The following is a 15,929-nucleotide window of genomic DNA, read 5'->3' as shown; positions in this document are numbered from 1 at the left end:
TCGGTTATTCCTCTTAATCTCCGTTCAGGCAGCTTGAATACTGTTGCGATAGCTGAGTTAAGAACCTCATGTAACTATCAGCACCCAGTGCGATCGCGCTTCCCAAGGGATCTAAGGTTCCCTGGCGGACTTTTGTCCCCTGCGCAACCGCTGAGATTACTGCTGGCCTGAACTGTGGCTCAGCGAAAACGCAAACCGCTTTCTGCTCAACCAACTGTGTTCGAATTTGATGTAAACGCTGTGCGCCAGGCTGAATCTCGGGATTGACCGTGAAGTGACCTAAAGGAGTCAGACCAAAGGTTTTCTCGAAGTAACCATAGGCATCATGAAAAACAAAATACCCTTTACCTTGCACAGGCCGCAGCATCATACCAACATTTTTTTCTGTCTGCTCTAGTTGTTCCTCGAATTTACGTAGGTTGACATCCAGTTTGTCTTTGTTTTGTGGGCTTTGTAACAATAATTTGTCGTGTATCGCTATCGCGATCTGTTTTGCAATGGCTGGAGAGAGCCAAATATGCAGGTTATATTGCCCGTGATCGTGATCATGATGCTCTTCTGAACCAGTCTCAGCGCCATTTGTAACATTATGTGTAGCAGATTTTTCAGATTTTTCTACATTGCTTTCTGCTGCATGCGCTTTATGGTCATGATCGTCATCGTCATCACCGGCCATCAGCAGGCTGTGAACGGCTGGCAGCCCTGTCAGCATCAGATTCTTGTTATTTTCGAGCTGTTGGACTGGTTTTGTTAGGAAAGCTTCCATTTCCGGCCCTACCCACACAACAAGGTCAGCGTCACGCAAACGTTTGATGTCGGATGGCTTAAGTGCATAATCATGCGGTGACGCCCCATCAGGAAGCAAAACTTCCGTTGTCGTAACACCATCAGCAATTGCCGAAGCGATAAATCCTAAAGGACGGATTGAGGTTAATACCGCAGCCTGTGCGCAGCTGATCCCAGCGCTTGTTACCAGTGCAGCAGCAATAATAGTGCGCTTAAACCAGGCTTTTTTGTGTATCATGTCAAAATTCTCTTCTTCAATTTGGGTGATCGTTATATTATAACATTTCATCCATTCTGCAATATGCAAAAACATGTCGAGTCAAAATACAGTTCAAAACAAAAGTAGTTTGGTATCGCTGAAAGACATTACCGTAAGCTTCGGTGCTCGCAATGTGCTTTCTCACATATCGCTCGATCTCAAACCCGGACGCATTCTGACACTGCTGGGGCCAAATGGTGCAGGAAAGTCTACGCTGGTTCGCGTCGTGCTTGGGTTGATTAAGCCTACCTCAGGCACTATTGCCACCGCAGAAAAGCTCACCATTGGCTATGTACCGCAAAAACTGCACCTCGATGCAACGCTGCCGTTAACCGTCAGTCGGTTCATGCGCTTGCGCCCTGGCGTGCGCAAAGAGGATGTGTTGCCTGCTCTGAAGCGTGTACATGCGGCTCATCTGCTCAATCAACCGATGCAAAAACTTTCTGGCGGTGAAAACCAGCGGGTTCTACTGGCGCGTGCGTTGCTCAATAAACCCGATTTGTTGGTGTTGGATGAACCTACCGCCGGCGTGGATGTTAACGGACAACTGGCGCTGTACGATTTAATCAATCAGCTCAGGCAAGAGCTTAACTGCTCAGTGCTGATGGTATCGCACGATTTACATTTGGTGATGGCAAAAACGGACGAAGTGTTGTGTTTGAACCAACATATTTGTTGTTCAGGTACACCGGAAGTGGTTTCTATGCACCCTGAGTTTATCGCTATGTTTGGCAACCGCGGCGCGGAACAGCTAGCGATTTATCGCCATCATCATAATCATCGCCACGATCTGCAGGGAAAAATTGTGTTGAAAAGTAATGGGAGCCAGCCGCAATGATTGAGTTACTTCTCCCCGGCTGGATCGCTGGCACATTGCTGGCGTTAACTGCTGGCCCGCTTGGCTCGTTTGTCGTATGGCGCCGAATGTCATATTTTGGCGATACGCTGGCTCACGCGTCCCTGCTAGGCGTTGCTTTTGGCCTACTGTTGAATGTAAACCCTTTCTTTGCCGTTATCGTCGTTACGCTGTTGCTGGCCATTGGCCTTGTATGGCTAGAGCGACGCCCAACGCTCGGCGTAGATACCTTGCTCGGCATTATGGCCCACAGCGCACTGTCGTTGGGACTCGTGGTTGTGGCTTTGATGTCAAACGTACGCGTGGATCTGATGGCGTATTTATTCGGCGATCTGTTATCCGTCACCTATGACGACATTATTATGATTGCCATCGGTGTCGCCGTCGTACTGGGAATTTTATGGTGGCAATGGCGACCACTGCTTTCGGTAACGATAAGTCCAGAGCTTGCCCACGTTGACGGCGTTAATCTCGAACGTGTGCGTATGATATTGATGCTAGTCACTGCGCTAACCATCGGCTTAGCGATGAAATTCGTAGGGGCATTAATCATCACCTCACTGCTGATTATCCCTGCCGCCACGGCGCGCCGCTTCTCACGCACGCCGGAACAAATGGCCGGCATCGCCGTTATCATCGGTATTTTAGCCGTAACCGGCGGCCTCACATTTTCTGCTTTCTACGATACGCCAGCTGGCCCCTCAGTGGTGCTATGCGCTACCGCGATGTTTATTCTCAGTTTGAGTAAAAAGCAGAGCGTGTAGAATTACGTAAATATAAAAAGCCCGAGACATTGAAGATGCTCGGGCTTTTTTTTCGACGAGAGAAACTATTCTCTTGGACGAGATCCTCTCTATGAAGGCTATTCTTCGCGGGTCAGACCAAAATGCTTATAAGCGTGATTGGTCGCCATACGACCACGCGGCGTGCGCTGCAGGAAGCCCTGCTGAATAAGATAAGGCTCCAACACGTCTTCAATGGTTTCACGCTCTTCACCAATGGCCGCCGCAAGGTTATCGAGCCCTACTGGCCCGCCCATGAACTTATCAATCACTGCCAGCAGCAGCTTTCTATCCATGTAGTCGAAGCCTTCGGCATCAACGTCCAGCATATTTAGCGCCTGCGTCGCCACATCGCCGTTGATATTGCCATCGGCGCAAACTTCGGCGTAATCCCTCACTCGGCGCAACAAACGGTTAGCAATACGCGGCGTACCGCGAGAGCGACGCGCCACTTCGTGTGCGCCCTCTTCCGTCAATGATAAACCAAGACATTGCGCGCTGCGACCAACAATGTGCTGTAAATCAGCAACCTGATAAAACTCCAAGCGCTGTACAATACCGAATCGGTCGCGCAACGGCGAGGTGAGTGAGCCCGCTCGCGTCGTTGCCCCCACCAGCGTGAAAGGAGGAAGGTCGATTTTAATGGAGCGTGCCGCAGGCCCTTCGCCGATCATGATATCAAGCTGATAATCTTCCATCGCCGGATACAAAATTTCCTCAACGACCGGTGACAAACGGTGGATCTCATCGATAAACAGTACATCATGAGGTTCGAGGTTCGTCAGCATGGCGGCGAGATCGCCCGCTTTTTCTAGCACCGGGCCAGAGGTTGTGCGTAAGTTCACGCCCATCTCATTGGCGACAATGTTCGCCAACGTGGTTTTCCCTAGCCCTGGAGGGCCGAAAATCAACAGGTGATCGAGTGCATCGCCGCGCAGTTTGGCCGCTTTGATGAAAATCTCCATCTGACCACGCACCTGTGGTTGCCCAACGTATTCTGAGAGGCTTTTTGGGCGGATAGCGCGATCGATAATTTCTTCTTCGTTTTGCACTTCCGCAGTAATCAGACGGTCAGCTTCAATCATCCTTCATTTACCTCACTGGCGATCACAGCGCCGCGCGCAGTGCATCACGAATTAATGTTTCGCTATCAGCATCTGGTTTGGCAATTTTACTTATCATCCGGCTGGCCTCTTGCGGTTTATAGCCCAGCGCAATCAGTGCAGCAACGGCCTCACCTTCAGCATCAATTTCAGCGGCCGGTTTCTTCGCTTCAGGCATTGGCAGGTCACTGTGGTTATTAAACAGATCGCCGGTTAAACCTTTAAAGCGGTCCTTCATTTCAACGACAAGACGCTCCGCCGTTTTCTTACCCACGCCGGGTAATTTCACCAGCGTGCTAACTTCTTCACGTTCAATAGCGGTAACAAACTGCGGGGCTGACATGCCGGATAAAATAGCCAGCGCCAACTTTGGCCCAACACCATTAACCTTAATCAGCTCGCGGAACAGTGCGCGTTCTTGTTTGTTGTTAAATCCGTACAGCAACTGCGCATCTTCACGCACCACAAAATGGGTGAAAATAATGGCTTCCTGCCCTACATCAGGCAGTTCATAAAAACAGGTCATCGGCATATGGACTTCATAACCTACGCCGTTGGCTTCCAGCAGCACTTCCGGCGGCTGTTTTTCCAGAACAATACCTCTGAGACGACCTATCACGCGCAATTCCTCTTAAAATGTTAACTCTTTCATTATGGCTTACAGCTTATACCATAAAAAAGGCTGGATGAATATCCAGCCCATTGAGTTCGATACCTAATTACTTTAAACGCCCACGAGCCAAGTTCAAGCGAGTTGGACTGGCTCTCAGCGCATTTTGGCTCACATGACAATGCGTGATTGCTACCGCCAGCGCATCGGCAGCATCAGCCTGTGGGCTTGCCGACAGTTTGAGCAGAGAACGCACCATATGCTGAACCTGCGATTTCTCCGCAGCCCCCGTTCCAACCACGGTTTGCTTGATTTGCCGTGCGGCATATTCAAACACGGGCAAATCAACGTTCACCGCGGCCACAATCGCGGCCCCACGAGCCTGACCCAGCTTTAAGGCTGAATCGGCATTTTTAGCCATAAAGACCTGTTCAATGGCAAAAATATCGGGTTGGAACTGAGCAATGATTTCGCTGACACCGGCATACACCAGCTTAAGACGTGTAGGTAAATCATCGACAGAGGTGCGGATGCACCCGCTGCCGAGATATTCGAGCTTTCGCCCCACCTGGCGGATCACGCCATAGCCTGTGATCCGCGAACCGGGGTCAATCCCGAGGATGATACTCATTCCAGAGTAGCCGCAACCTCGTCGGAAACTTCACCGTTGTGATAAACTTCCTGCACGTCATCACAATCTTCCAGCATGTCGATCAGGCGCATCAGTTTCGGTGCGGTTTCTTCGTCCATTTCTGCCTTAGTAGAAGGGATCATAGAAACTTCAGCAGATTCAGCAACCAGACCGGCAGCATCTAACGCATCTTTCACTTCACCGAAGGTTTCCCACGGAGTGAACACGTCGATAGCGCCGTCGTCATAGGTGACAACGTCATCAGCACCGGCTTCCAGCGCGGCATCCATCACGGTATCTTCATCCAAACCAGGGGCGTAGGAAATCACACCTTTTTTGGTGAACAGATAAGAAACGGAGCCATCAGTTCCTAAGTTACCGCCGGTTTTGGTGAAGGCATGACGCACTTCAGCCACAGTACGGTTACGGTTGTCGCTCAGACATTCAACCATAATCGCAGAACCGCCAGGACCGTAACCTTCATAGATGATGGTTTCCATATTGGTATCATCATCGCCGCCAACACCACGCGCGATTGCACGGTTCAACGTATCGCGGGTCATGTTGTTAGACAGCGCTTTATCAATTGCTGCGCGCAGACGTGGGTTCGCACCCGGATCACCACCACCTAATTTCGCAGCGGTAACCAGCTCGCGAATAATTTTGGTGAAGATTTTACCGCGCTTAGAATCCTGCGCGGCTTTACGGTGTTTCGTGTTGGCCCACTTACTATGACCTGCCATATGTTTCTCCGGTAAAAGCCGTAGGGCTTTAAAAATGACAAACTTTACGCCTGTTAGGATGAATAGTGACAAACCGCCAAGCTTATTGGCTTAACACGGTTTGCCACACAGGCACTTAATCAATGAACGAGTTCTTCAATCGCCTGCCGGTTGCTCCACGATTTGGTGAGCTGGGCAGCCTGCTCAACGTCTAGCCATTGATAAGCCAGATGTTCCGTCAGTGGGATCTCTCTCTCTGACGGCAGCGCCAAACAGAACCAGTGCTCCAAATTGCGAGTCACACCGGGTGCATAGCGATGGCGCAAATGCGCAAATAACTCAAACTCCACACAGTGCTGACAGTCCATCAATGACAGGCTTTCACCTGAAATATCAATACCGACTTCTTCCTTTACTTCACGCTGTGCGGCGTGCGGCGCAGATTCATTTTCCTCTAAACTGCCGGTAACCGACTGCCAGAAATCAGGATCGTCGCGCCGCTGTAACATCAGCACCCGACCACTCTGGCGGGCATAAATGACCACCAGAATCGACTCAGGACGCTTATATGCCATTAGGCTTTCTCTGCGTCGTCTGCGCTGCCTTTTTTGGCAACCACAGCGATAGAGAGCTCCTGCAACGATGCAGGATTTGCAAAGCTTGGCGCATCGGTCAGCGGGTCAGCGGCAGCCGTTGTTTTAGGGAATGCGATAACATCACGGATATTATCGGTACCGGTTAACAACATCACCAGACGATCCAGACCAAATGCCAGACCTGCGTGTGGAGGCGTACCGTACTTCAGCGCATCCAGCAGGAAGCCAAACTTATCGCGTTGTTCTTGCTCGGTAATACCCAGAATACCGAATACGGTTTCCTGCATTTCGCCGTTATGAATACGCACAGAACCACCGCCCACTTCATAGCCATTCATGACCATGTCATATGCGTTAGCAATAGCGCCAACGGGATGTGCTTTCAGCTCTGCTGGGGAGATATCACGAGGTGCGGTAAACGGATGATGCATCGCTGCCAAACCACCTTCACCATCGTCTTCAAACATAGGGAAATCAACAACCCACAGCGGTGCCCAGCTGTTTTCGTTGGTGATTTTCAGCTCACGACCCACTTTCAGACGCAGCGCGCCCATGGCATCGGTGGCGATCTTGCTAGTATCCGCGCCGAAGAACAGAATATCTTCGTTTTGTGCACCGGTGCGTTCCAGAATAGATTCTAAAACTTCAGCGTTCAGGAACTTGGCAATTGGGCTTTGAACCCCTTCCATACCTGCGGCACGGTCATTGACCTTCATCCATGCCAAACCTTTAGCGCCATAGATGCCGACAAACTGGCCGTATTCATCAATGATTTTACGTGTCAGCTGCGCGCCACCTGGAACACGTAATGCAATTACGCGGCCTTTAGGATCGTTAGCAGGACCTGAGAAGACTTTGAAATCAACGTCCTTAACCAAATCCGCAACGTCAACCAACTCCAGCGGGTTACGCAGGTCTGGTTTATCAGAACCATAACGGCGCATCGCTTCAGCAAACGTCATAACGGGGAATTTGCCCAGATCAACGCCTTTGATTTCCTGCCACAGAGAATGAGCGAGTTCTTCCATCACTTCACGCACTTGTTCTGCGCTCATGAAAGAAGTTTCGACATCGATCTGGGTGAATTCAGGCTGGCGGTCAGCACGCAGGTCTTCATCGCGGAAGCACTTAACGATCTGATAGTAGCGGTCAAAACCAGACATCATCAGCAGCTGTTTGAACAGCTGTGGAGACTGTGGCAATGCATAGAACTTGCCTTTATGCACGCGGCTTGGCACCAGATAGTCACGGGCACCCTCAGGCGTTGCCTTAGTCAGCATCGGCGTTTCGATATCAAGGAAACCGTGGTTATCCATGAAACGACGTACAAACGCAGTAATGCGCGCACGCGTTTTCAGACGCTGTGCCATTTCAGGACGACGCAGGTCAAGATAACGATACTTCAGGCGGTTTTCTTCGCTGTTAGTCTGATTGAAGTCTAACGGCAGTGGTTCTGAACGGTTAATGATTGTCAGAGCATGACCAAATACTTCTACTTCGCCGGTGGACATGTCTTTATTTTTTTGGCTATCTGGACGTGCACGAACGGTACCCGTGATTTGCACGCAGAACTCGTTACGCAGCTCTGAAGCTTGCTGGAACGCTTCTTTATGATCAGGATCGAAGAATACCTGTACCACGCCTTCACGGTCACGCAGATCGATGAAGATTAAACCACCCAGATCGCGGCGGCGATGTACCCAACCGCAAAGCGTGACTTCCTGACCCTCATGGGACAAATTCAACTGCCCGCAATAATTAGTACGCATAACGATATCCTTTGGCTTTCTTATGTACTTCACCGATGCCACATCCGAACATAAGTCCGGATGGGTGCTGCCTGTGCAGCCCTATAATATTTTAAACTCGAGTCGTGCTAATTCTCTGATTTTCCTGACTTCGGCTTGAAGTCAGTGGCATACCATCCGGTTCCCTTTAGCTGGAAACCCGCAGCAGAAACGCGTTTTTTCAGCGTCGGTCTGCCGCACTCCGGACAATCAACCAACGGCGCATCGGCCATTTTTTGCAATTTCTCTAACTGATGATTGCATTCGCTACAAGCGTATTCGTAGATCGGCATAGCAGTGATAGATTACATGTTCGATGAAAAAAGGCGGCTATTATAAAGGAAATTCGCCGCTGCGATAAGAGCAGGCGCGCACTTTGCGCGGATTCTCGCCATCTCATCAAAACAGTCTATACTCTCGCCGCTATGCAGGATACTGCTTGTTAACTTATTGATACAACACATTTTCTTTTTAAATTAACGAATTACAGAATATCGTCACCAAGTCGTTGCTACATCCCGTTACGTTTAACGGGCTTATTTTGCGTTTTCTTTAAACAAAGGCCTTGTTGCACTGTCGCCGTTTTACTGGCTATTTTCACATACCGATGATGAACGGTTTCCCATTTTTGCGCTATGACGCATATCTACGATTTGATAAGAATCAAATAAGTACAATAATCTTTCATTCACAAAGCAAATTCACCGCAGACAAACTCAAGACTTATTGCATTATCAGGGGAGAATAAGAGTACACGCACGCCCTATAGCCTCATACATCACCCACGGATCTCAAAATCGAAATAGAGAACTTATCAATATGCTGGCAGACCTACACACTACGTCTTAGGCACATGAGCGCCAGAATTTATCCATTCCGACCAATAGTTCAACGAAGATTAAATAAAAACGTCAAAAGTCGAGAGATACAACATTATTTTGTAAGTAATGAATGCAATTTAAATACCGATACTTTTATATACTTAGAATCAAATAAAAAACTTAATTCAAATAAATTAAATTCAGATCAAATAGCAATGACTCCCTTTTTTATTTACTAATCGTTTAACCATTCAGGAATAACATACCCTCGAATATCTTATCTAGCATTGGAAATGAAAAAATGAATCTACTTATTACTGGGGCAACTGGTTTTTTAGGCGGTGCCGTACTCGCAAAAGTATTGCTTGATGACAAGCCAGTATCTCTTCTTCTTTTAGTACGCTCAGATAATTCGCAAAATGCTTTAGCTAGGATAAAAAAGAATCTGGTTAATTTTGGCTGCTCTGAAAAAACATTAGAAAAACTAACGAGTGATAATATTCTCATCGGCGATCTTTCTGACCCTGATGGTTTTATTCACGATGAAAGGTTAAACAATATAACTCACGTTATTAATAGCGCGGCTATCGCTTCGTTTGGCGAAAACCCACTCATTTGGAAAGTGAATGTTGAAGGCACATTAAAATTTGCCGCTCACATGTCTAAACATGCGAAACTTCAGCGATTCGTACATGTCGGTACAGCAATGTCATGTGTGCCAGAGGCAGACTCGGTCGTCACTGAAAGCCTGACGTTAAAAGATGAAAACGAACATCTGGTGCAGTATACGTATTCAAAATCTGTTATCGAGAATCGTATGCTGACAGAGTGCCCTGATTTACCGTTAGTGATTGCCAGACCTTCGATTATTGTGGGTCACAGCGAGCAAGGCTGTACACCGTCTACCAGCATATTCTGGGTATTCCGCATGGCGCTAATGTTGGGCAAATTTATGTGCTCAATGGACGATAAAATTGATGTTATCCCCGTTGATTATTGCGCTGACGCCCTTCTCCTTCTTCTACAAAAAGAAAATATGGATGAAAAAATATTTCATATTTCAGCAGGTGAGGCGGGCAGCGTGACTTTCGGTGAAATAGACAGTGCTATTGCTCAAGCAACAGAGACAAAACCGGTTAATCTCTCTTATGAACAAGTAGAATATATCGAATTAGTTAAATCCAGAAAAAGTTTTAAAGGCATATTTGGACAGTGTAACGAGCGACTTATGCTACGAGCTATGCGTCTCTATGGAGAGTTCTCGATTCTGAATGTCCGTTTTTCTAACGAGAAATTACTCCAGCTTGGAATATCTGCACCGCCACGATTCACCGACTATGTTGCTAAGTGTGTAGCCACTACAGCAAATCAATCAATACCTGAGCAAATGGTCGTAGATTTTAAATAATAACCATAGCGTAGATAGGCTTATTTAATTAAGTCTATCTACCCATTTGCCTAGCCCGCTAATATTCATTTTATGTTATATTTCTCTTGCGTTTATTTTAGAGAGATATCGACATCATGATGTTTATCGGCCTTCCACAATGGCAACACGCCGCTTGGCATAAAATCGGGCTCAAGGACCTTGCGGATTACAGCCAATACTTCAACTGTGTTGAAGGCAATACCACGTTTTACGCACTGCCCAAACAAGAGCTTTCACGGCGCTGGCGCGATATGACTGATGATGACTTTCGATTTTGCTTCAAGTTTCCATCGGCAATCAGCCATCAAGCCGCCTTAGCCCACTGTGATACACATCTTCAGGATTTCTTTAGCAGCCTCTCCCCTGTCCATTCACGCATTGGTCAGTTTTGGCTACAGCTGCCTGCTGCATTTTCGCCACAGCATTTACCCCGTCTATGGCAATTTTTAGATTCACTGCCGAAAGAGTTTACCTATGGCGTTGAAGTCCGCCACACAGACTTTTTTGCCAAAGGCGACGCTGAACGTGCGCTTAACCGTGGACTCTATGAACGGAAAATAAACCGCGTGATATTAGATAGCAGACCCGTTCATCATGCTTCACCGCATACTCCAGCAGTCCGTGATGCGCAGCAAAAGAAACCGAAACTTCCCGTACATGCTGTTTTGACTGCTGAAAATCCACTCGTGCGTTTTGTTGGAGGCGATGTGTTAGATGACAATCGTCGCTGGCTGGACCAGTGGGGAAATAAGCTGACTGAATGGGGTAGCACCACCACGCCCTATCTTTTCGTTCACACACCTGACTGTACCGATGCACCACAGCAAGCACGAGCGCTTTGGCCACTTCTTGCCAAATATATCCGCAGTTTGCCGCCTCAGCCCGATTGGCCTTTGCAAACAGATATGTTTTGATAGGTAGCAAAATTTCAATACCTGCATCACAACCCCAACCTGACTGATGCTTTAACAAGCTAACTATTTTACTTACAACGATATTTCCTAAGGACAATGCTCTTTGAGCCCGCTATTATTCATTCGTAGGTAAATTATTGGGCAATGGAGCTAAAAATGGTAAGCGCGCTTTATGTCGTGCTCGGCGCACTGTTGTTGATCAAGCTATCTTTGAACGTTGTAAAACTGCGTATGCAGTATCGTGTTGCCTACGGTGATGGCGGTTTTTATGAGCTGCAAACCGCAATCCGCGTACATGGCAATGCCGTTGAATACATTCCAATTGCGGCAATACTGCTGGTTATGATGGAAATGAACGGTTCGCTGATTTGGATGATCCACGTATGCGGAATTTTACTGATCGCGGGTCGGCTAATGCATTCCTACGGTTTACGTCACCGTGAAATTCGCTGGCGTCGCTCAGGAATGAGTGCAACGTATATCTCACTGGTACTGATGGTGATCGCCAACCTGTTTTATCTACCGTGGGATCAAATGTTTACGCTAGATTAAAACATCGTCTTAACATGCTTTTGTTAAAGGAGGAGAGTTCCCTCTCCTCCTTAGATGCGACCTAAATCAGCTAAAAAATCTCAATGCTGTTTCAAGCAGTTGCAACGCAGCAACCATGAACTTTGCAAGAACTGTGAGCAGTTCTAGAAATTTCATACGCTCTCTCCTAGTCAGGAGCACTAACGATGACCTTGCCTTTCCGCTGCCTATCAGCCATCGGATTGTTGAAAAATACTAACGTGCTTCCTTGAGTTAAGGCACCAATCGACACCACTCGCTATTGGCTAGGACTTTAAACTCGTTGCCCGATTGCGGCTCAAAACACGTTATTCATTTCAACAAAAATGATTATATGCCATGACACTGTATATACAACCAGTATTTATGGTAAGATTTATTAAGTTTGTTGTAACTGCCAATAAATTGACTTGCTTGCCCTGCCGTCTTATATTTGTCTAGTTGAAGAATACTAACGTGCACCGTGGTCACCAGCCGCAGTCACAAAATAAAAAACCTCGCATACCAGCGAGGTTTTTTATTTTCAGCCGAATGACATGGCTAAAAGACAATCCGAAGATTGTCTTTTGCTCAGCGCGTACAGCTTATGCTTTGTTTTTCTTACGAGACAGCATGAAGCCAGCCCACAGAACCGCCACCCAAATTGGAAGTAGGACCACTGAAATTCGGATCCCCGGTGTCATATACATGATCACCAAGATGAGCCCCAAGAAAGCCAGACATAAGTAATTGCCGTACGGATACCAAAGCGCTTTGAAGGCCGTCGCCACACCCTGTTGGTTTTTTACCGCTTTGAACTTGAGATGAGCCATACAGATCATCACCCAGTTAATCACCAGCGTAGAGACCACCAGCGCCATCAACAGCTCAAAAGCCTCGCCCGGCATAATATAGTTAATCAAAACTACCGCTGACGTTGTTAATGCAGAGAGGCCAATCGACAGAATCGGTACGCCGCGACGGTTCACTTTCGTCAATGCCGCAGGTGCATTACCTTGCTTTGCTAGCCCAAACAGCATACGGCTATTTGAATACACACAGCTGTTATAAACAGACAGAGCCGCAGTGAGAACCACGATATTTAGCGCGGTGGCCACCCAGTTGCTATCTAGCGCATGGAAGATCATCACAAACGGGCTTCCGCCCTGTACAACGTTTTGCCACGGGTAGAGAGACAGCAAAACGGTCAATGAACCGATATAGAAAATCAGAATTCGGTAGACCACCTGATTGGTGGCTTTAGGGATACTTTTGCGCGGTTCGCTTGCCTCTGCGGCGGTAATTCCTACCAGCTCAAGACCACCAAAGGAGAACATAATCACCGCCATGGCCATAATTAAACCGTGCCAGCCATTTGGTAAAAAGCCACCTTGAGTCCATAGGTTAGTGATACTTGCCTGCGGACCACCAGAGCCGGAAGCTAACATCCATGCACCAAAGACAATCATGCCAATAATCGCGCCGACTTTGATGATTGCAAACCAAAATTCAGTTTCACCATAAACGCGAACGTTGACCAGATTGACAATATTGATGATCACAAAGAAGCCAGCCGCCGACATCCACGTGGGAATATCCGGCCACCAATATTGGATGTAGATACCCACCGCGGTCAGTTCCGCCATCCCTACCAGCACGAACATAACCCAGTAATTCCAGCCCGCTAAGAAACCGGCAAAACTTCCCCAGTACTTATAGGCAAAGTGGCTAAATGAACCCGCTACCGGCTCTTCAACCACCATTTCACCCAGCTGGCGCATGATCAAAAATGCGATAAAGCCACCAATAGCGTAACCCAGCAGCACCGATGGGCCTGCCATTTTAATGGTTTGCGCAATACCCAAAAATAGCCCCGTACCAACCGCACCTCCGAGTGCAATCAGTTGGATATGCCTATTTTTCAATCCCCTCTGTAGGGTTTCTTCTTGTTGCAGATCGCCCATTTTATCCTCTGTGCGAAAGCGTCATTCGCGCTGTGTGAACGCTGAATCGTGGCGCATCGTATTATTTTATTTACATTGCGGGCTGCTTTGTATCACTTCCGGCCTATTGCAATCAAGCCAAACTTCATGCTAGGCGAGCTAGTTGTTGCCAGTTTATCCATTCGTCAACGCACTCATCAGGCGCTATCTATGCCTTATCACCGCCGCCACATCCCTCTTCTTCGCAAGGGAATAGCTCTCGCAGGGGTTTATCTGCTAAAATGTGCGCCCTTTGTTGAAACCGCATGCACCTGTTTATGTCAAACCGCGATACTCATTCTGATAACACTTTTGATGATAAGAAAGGCGTTGACCGCGATACGCTTTTCTCGGCCCCGATTGCTAAGCTCGGCGATTGGACTTTTGACGAGCGCGTCGCTGAAGTATTCCCCGATATGATCCAGCGCTCGGTGCCAGGTTATTCCAACATCATCTCAATGATCGGGATGTTGGCAGAGCGTTTTGCACAACCCAAAACAAACGTGTACGACTTGGGCTGCTCGTTAGGTGCGGCGACGTTGTCTATGCGCCGCAATATTCGTGCCGAAGGATGCCAAATTATCGCCGTGGATAATTCGCCGGCGATGGTAGAGCGCTGCCGTCGCCATATTGACGCGTTCCGCGCACAAACCCCCGTCGATGTCATCGAAGCCGATATTCAACATATTCACATTGAAAACGCCTCGATGGTGGTTCTCAATTTCACGCTGCAATTTTTAGCGCCCGAAGAGCGTCAATCACTGCTGAATAAAATCTATCAAGGCCTATTGCCGGGTGGCGTGTTAGTGCTATCTGAGAAATTTAATTTTGAAGATAAAACGCTGGGCGAGCTGCTATTTAACATGCACCACGACTTCAAGCGTGCCAACGGCTATAGCGAACTAGAAATCAGCCAGAAGCGCAGCATGCTGGAAAACGTCATGCTGACAGATTCAGTAGAAACCCATAAAAAACGCCTGAATCAGGCCGGATTTGAACACGCTGAAATCTGGTTCCAATGCTTTAACTTCGGCTCCTTGTTAGCCGTGAAGGGAGACGTCGTCGCATGATCGAGTTTGGTAATTTTTATCAACGCATTGCCAATAGCCCACTCAGCCATTGGCTGGAAGTGTTACCGGCACAGCTGGCCATATGGCAACGCGAGTCGCTGCATGGCAAATTTAAAGACTGGTTTAACGCCGTCGACCGTCTCCCTGAAATTACGCCACATGCTTTAGATTTACTTCACGGCGTCAGTGCTCAGGCAGAACCTGAGCTAGGGCCTGGACAAAAAGAAGGCATTGAAAAAATGCTGCGTGCGTTGATGCCGTGGCGTAAAGGTCCATTCGATTTGTACGGCATTCATATCAACACCGAATGGCGCTCTGATTGGAAATGGGAACGCGTTTTACCGCATATTTCTCCGCTGGAAGGTCGCACTATCCTCGATGTTGGCTGCGGCAGTGGTTACCACCTGTGGCGCATGATTGGCGCCGGCGCGCATTTTGCCGTGGGCATCGACCCAATGCAGCTTTTCCTATGCCAGTTTGAAGCCGTGCGCAAATTGTTAGGTGGCGATCAGCGAGCGCATTTACTTCCGCTCGGCATTGAGCAGCTACCCGAGTTAGCCGCCTTTGACACCGTGTTCTCGATGGGCGTGCTCTACCATCGTCGCTCCCCCCTTGATCACCTCTACCAGTTAAAAAACCAACTGGTCAAAGAGGGCGAACTGGTGCTTGAAACTTTGGTTATCGAAGGCGATGAGAATCAGGTTTTGGTGCCCGGCGATCGCTATGCACAAATGCGCAACGTCTATTTTATTCCTTCGGCTAAAGCCTTGGTAAAATGGCTCGAAAAATGCGGTTTTGTTGATGTTCGCATCGTTGATTCTTGTGTGACTACGTTGGATGAACAGCGCCGCACCGACTGGATGATCAGCGAATCATTGGCGGAATTCCTCGATCCTAACGACCAAACGAAAACCGTAGAAGGCTACCCTGCCCCTATCCGTGCGGTCATCGTGGCGCGTAAACCCTAAGCGTCAAACGAAAAAAAGCCCCAACAACAATTGTTGGGGCCATACTGTTTAGTGAGACATCCAC

General features: G+C 48.1%; 16 protein-coding genes. 7 read left to right on the top strand and 9 right to left on the bottom strand.

Annotated features, from left to right (window positions below):
- Nucleotides 1–13: 13 nt before the first annotated feature.
- Nucleotides 14–1,024 (bottom strand): zinc ABC transporter substrate-binding protein ZnuA, encoded by a 1,011-nt coding sequence (znuA, locus tag BN1044_RS03170; RefSeq protein WP_025801936.1) that lies wholly within the window; start codon nucleotides 1,022–1,024, stop codon nucleotides 14–16.
- Between the two features lie 73 nt (nucleotides 1,025–1,097).
- Here znuA and znuC point away from each other — a divergent pair, with 73 nt between their 5' ends.
- Together znuC and znuB are read left to right on the top strand one after the other, a co-directional pair.
- Nucleotides 1,098–1,883 (top strand): zinc ABC transporter ATP-binding protein ZnuC, encoded by a 786-nt coding sequence (gene znuC / locus BN1044_RS03165; protein WP_072307512.1) that lies wholly within the window; start codon nucleotides 1,098–1,100, stop codon nucleotides 1,881–1,883.
- Entirely contained in the window at nucleotides 1,880–2,665 is a 786-nt protein-coding gene (gene znuB, locus BN1044_RS03160; protein ID WP_072307511.1) for a zinc ABC transporter permease subunit ZnuB, read from the top strand. Before znuC ends, znuB begins: the two co-directional genes overlap by 4 nt.
- Nucleotides 2,666–2,763: 98 nt before the next feature.
- On the opposite strand, the gene ruvB is transcribed toward znuB, so the two are convergent.
- From ruvB to BN1044_RS03125, 7 genes are all read right to left on the bottom strand, one after another.
- Entirely contained in the window at nucleotides 2,764–3,768 is a 1,005-nt protein-coding gene (gene ruvB / locus BN1044_RS03155; protein ID WP_040045112.1) for a Holliday junction branch migration DNA helicase RuvB, read from the bottom strand.
- 22 nt (nucleotides 3,769–3,790) lie between these two features.
- Nucleotides 3,791–4,405, bottom strand: a complete 615-nt coding sequence (gene ruvA / locus BN1044_RS03150; protein WP_072307510.1) for a Holliday junction branch migration protein RuvA — start codon at nucleotides 4,403–4,405, stop codon at nucleotides 3,791–3,793.
- A 100-nt stretch (nucleotides 4,406–4,505) separates the two neighbouring features.
- A complete protein-coding gene (ruvC, locus tag BN1044_RS03145) occupies nucleotides 4,506–5,027 on the bottom strand; it encodes a crossover junction endodeoxyribonuclease RuvC (protein ID WP_025801926.1) in 522 nt (173 codons plus the stop codon).
- Nucleotides 5,024–5,770 (bottom strand): YebC/PmpR family DNA-binding transcriptional regulator, encoded by a 747-nt coding sequence (locus BN1044_RS03140; RefSeq protein ID WP_072307509.1) that lies wholly within the window; start codon nucleotides 5,768–5,770, stop codon nucleotides 5,024–5,026. Before BN1044_RS03140 ends, ruvC begins: the two co-directional genes overlap by 4 nt.
- A gap of 119 nt (nucleotides 5,771–5,889) precedes the next feature.
- Nucleotides 5,890–6,324 carry a dihydroneopterin triphosphate diphosphatase gene (nudB, locus tag BN1044_RS03135; RefSeq protein ID WP_072307508.1) on the bottom strand — a complete coding sequence of 145 codons (435 nt, stop codon included), beginning with the start codon at nucleotides 6,322–6,324 and terminating at the stop codon, nucleotides 5,890–5,892.
- On the bottom strand, nucleotides 6,324–8,114 hold the full coding sequence (aspS, locus tag BN1044_RS03130) for an aspartate--tRNA ligase (RefSeq protein ID WP_072307507.1): 1,791 nt from the start codon (nucleotides 8,112–8,114) through the stop codon (nucleotides 6,324–6,326). The genes nudB and aspS overlap by 1 nt, the downstream gene beginning before the upstream one ends.
- 107 nt (nucleotides 8,115–8,221) lie before the next feature.
- The gene (locus tag BN1044_RS03125) at nucleotides 8,222–8,425 is read right to left on the bottom strand and encodes an FmdB family zinc ribbon protein (RefSeq protein ID WP_072307506.1); all 204 of its coding nucleotides are present in this window, start codon (nucleotides 8,423–8,425) and stop codon (nucleotides 8,222–8,224) included.
- Between the two features lie 829 nt (nucleotides 8,426–9,254).
- Between BN1044_RS03125 and BN1044_RS03120 the strand changes: the two genes are divergently transcribed.
- The 3 genes from BN1044_RS03120 to BN1044_RS03110 all read left to right on the top strand — a co-directional run bounded on the left by BN1044_RS03120 (nucleotide 9,255) and on the right by BN1044_RS03110 (nucleotide 11,848).
- Nucleotides 9,255–10,361: an SDR family oxidoreductase gene (locus tag BN1044_RS03120; RefSeq protein ID WP_072307505.1), complete on the top strand. Its 1,107-nt coding sequence runs from the start codon at nucleotides 9,255–9,257 to the stop codon at nucleotides 10,359–10,361.
- Nucleotides 10,362–10,477: 116 nt separating this feature from the next.
- Nucleotides 10,478–11,296, top strand: a complete 819-nt coding sequence (locus BN1044_RS03115) for a DUF72 domain-containing protein (RefSeq protein WP_072307504.1) — start codon at nucleotides 10,478–10,480, stop codon at nucleotides 11,294–11,296.
- A 156-nt stretch (nucleotides 11,297–11,452) separates the two neighbouring features.
- Nucleotides 11,453–11,848, top strand: a complete 396-nt coding sequence (locus tag BN1044_RS03110; protein ID WP_025801912.1) for an MAPEG family protein — start codon at nucleotides 11,453–11,455, stop codon at nucleotides 11,846–11,848.
- Nucleotides 11,849–12,450: 602 nt separating this feature from the next.
- Here the strand turns inward: BN1044_RS03110 and BN1044_RS03105 are convergent.
- A complete protein-coding gene (locus BN1044_RS03105) occupies nucleotides 12,451–13,809 on the bottom strand; it encodes an amino acid permease (protein WP_072307503.1) in 1,359 nt (452 codons plus the stop codon).
- Nucleotides 13,810–14,105: 296 nt separating this feature from the next.
- Here BN1044_RS03105 and cmoA point away from each other — a divergent pair, with 296 nt between their 5' ends.
- Both cmoA and cmoB read left to right on the top strand, forming a co-directional pair.
- A complete protein-coding gene (cmoA, locus tag BN1044_RS03100; RefSeq protein ID WP_072307618.1) occupies nucleotides 14,106–14,897 on the top strand; it encodes a carboxy-S-adenosyl-L-methionine synthase CmoA in 792 nt (263 codons plus the stop codon).
- Nucleotides 14,894–15,865 carry a tRNA 5-methoxyuridine(34)/uridine 5-oxyacetic acid(34) synthase CmoB gene (gene cmoB / locus BN1044_RS03095; protein WP_072307502.1) on the top strand — a complete coding sequence of 324 codons (972 nt, stop codon included), beginning with the start codon at nucleotides 14,894–14,896 and terminating at the stop codon, nucleotides 15,863–15,865. Before cmoA ends, cmoB begins: the two co-directional genes overlap by 4 nt.
- The last annotated feature ends 64 nt before the right edge of the window (nucleotides 15,866–15,929 follow it).

The sequence above is a fragment of the Hafnia alvei genome (genome assembly GCF_900095695.1).
Taxonomy (GTDB): Bacteria; Pseudomonadota; Gammaproteobacteria; order Enterobacterales; family Enterobacteriaceae; genus Hafnia; species Hafnia alvei_B.
Note: the sequence above shows the minus strand (reverse complement) of the source record. Positions and strands in the feature narration are given on the sequence as shown.

Coding starts and splice junctions, on each gene's coding strand:
- aspS (WP_072307507.1), bottom strand. CDS start 8,114: ATGCGTACTAATTATTGCGGGCAGTTGAATTTGTCCCATGAGGGTCAG.
- cmoA (WP_072307618.1), top strand. CDS start 14,106: ATGTCAAACCGCGATACTCATTCTGATAACACTTTTGATGATAAGAAA.
- nudB (WP_072307508.1), bottom strand. CDS start 6,324: ATGGCATATAAGCGTCCTGAGTCGATTCTGGTGGTCATTTATGCCCGC.
- BN1044_RS03115 (WP_072307504.1), top strand. CDS start 10,478: ATGATGTTTATCGGCCTTCCACAATGGCAACACGCCGCTTGGCATAAA.
- znuA (WP_025801936.1), bottom strand. CDS start 1,024: ATGATACACAAAAAAGCCTGGTTTAAGCGCACTATTATTGCTGCTGCA.
- znuC (WP_072307512.1), top strand. CDS start 1,098: ATGTCGAGTCAAAATACAGTTCAAAACAAAAGTAGTTTGGTATCGCTG.
- ruvC (WP_025801926.1), bottom strand. CDS start 5,027: ATGAGTATCATCCTCGGGATTGACCCCGGTTCGCGGATCACAGGCTAT.
- ruvB (WP_040045112.1), bottom strand. CDS start 3,768: ATGATTGAAGCTGACCGTCTGATTACTGCGGAAGTGCAAAACGAAGAA.
- znuB (WP_072307511.1), top strand. CDS start 1,880: ATGATTGAGTTACTTCTCCCCGGCTGGATCGCTGGCACATTGCTGGCG.
- BN1044_RS03125 (WP_072307506.1), bottom strand. CDS start 8,425: ATGCCGATCTACGAATACGCTTGTAGCGAATGCAATCATCAGTTAGAG.
- BN1044_RS03140 (WP_072307509.1), bottom strand. CDS start 5,770: ATGGCAGGTCATAGTAAGTGGGCCAACACGAAACACCGTAAAGCCGCG.
- BN1044_RS03110 (WP_025801912.1), top strand. CDS start 11,453: ATGGTAAGCGCGCTTTATGTCGTGCTCGGCGCACTGTTGTTGATCAAG.
- BN1044_RS03120 (WP_072307505.1), top strand. CDS start 9,255: ATGAATCTACTTATTACTGGGGCAACTGGTTTTTTAGGCGGTGCCGTA.
- BN1044_RS03105 (WP_072307503.1), bottom strand. CDS start 13,809: ATGGGCGATCTGCAACAAGAAGAAACCCTACAGAGGGGATTGAAAAAT.
- cmoB (WP_072307502.1), top strand. CDS start 14,894: ATGATCGAGTTTGGTAATTTTTATCAACGCATTGCCAATAGCCCACTC.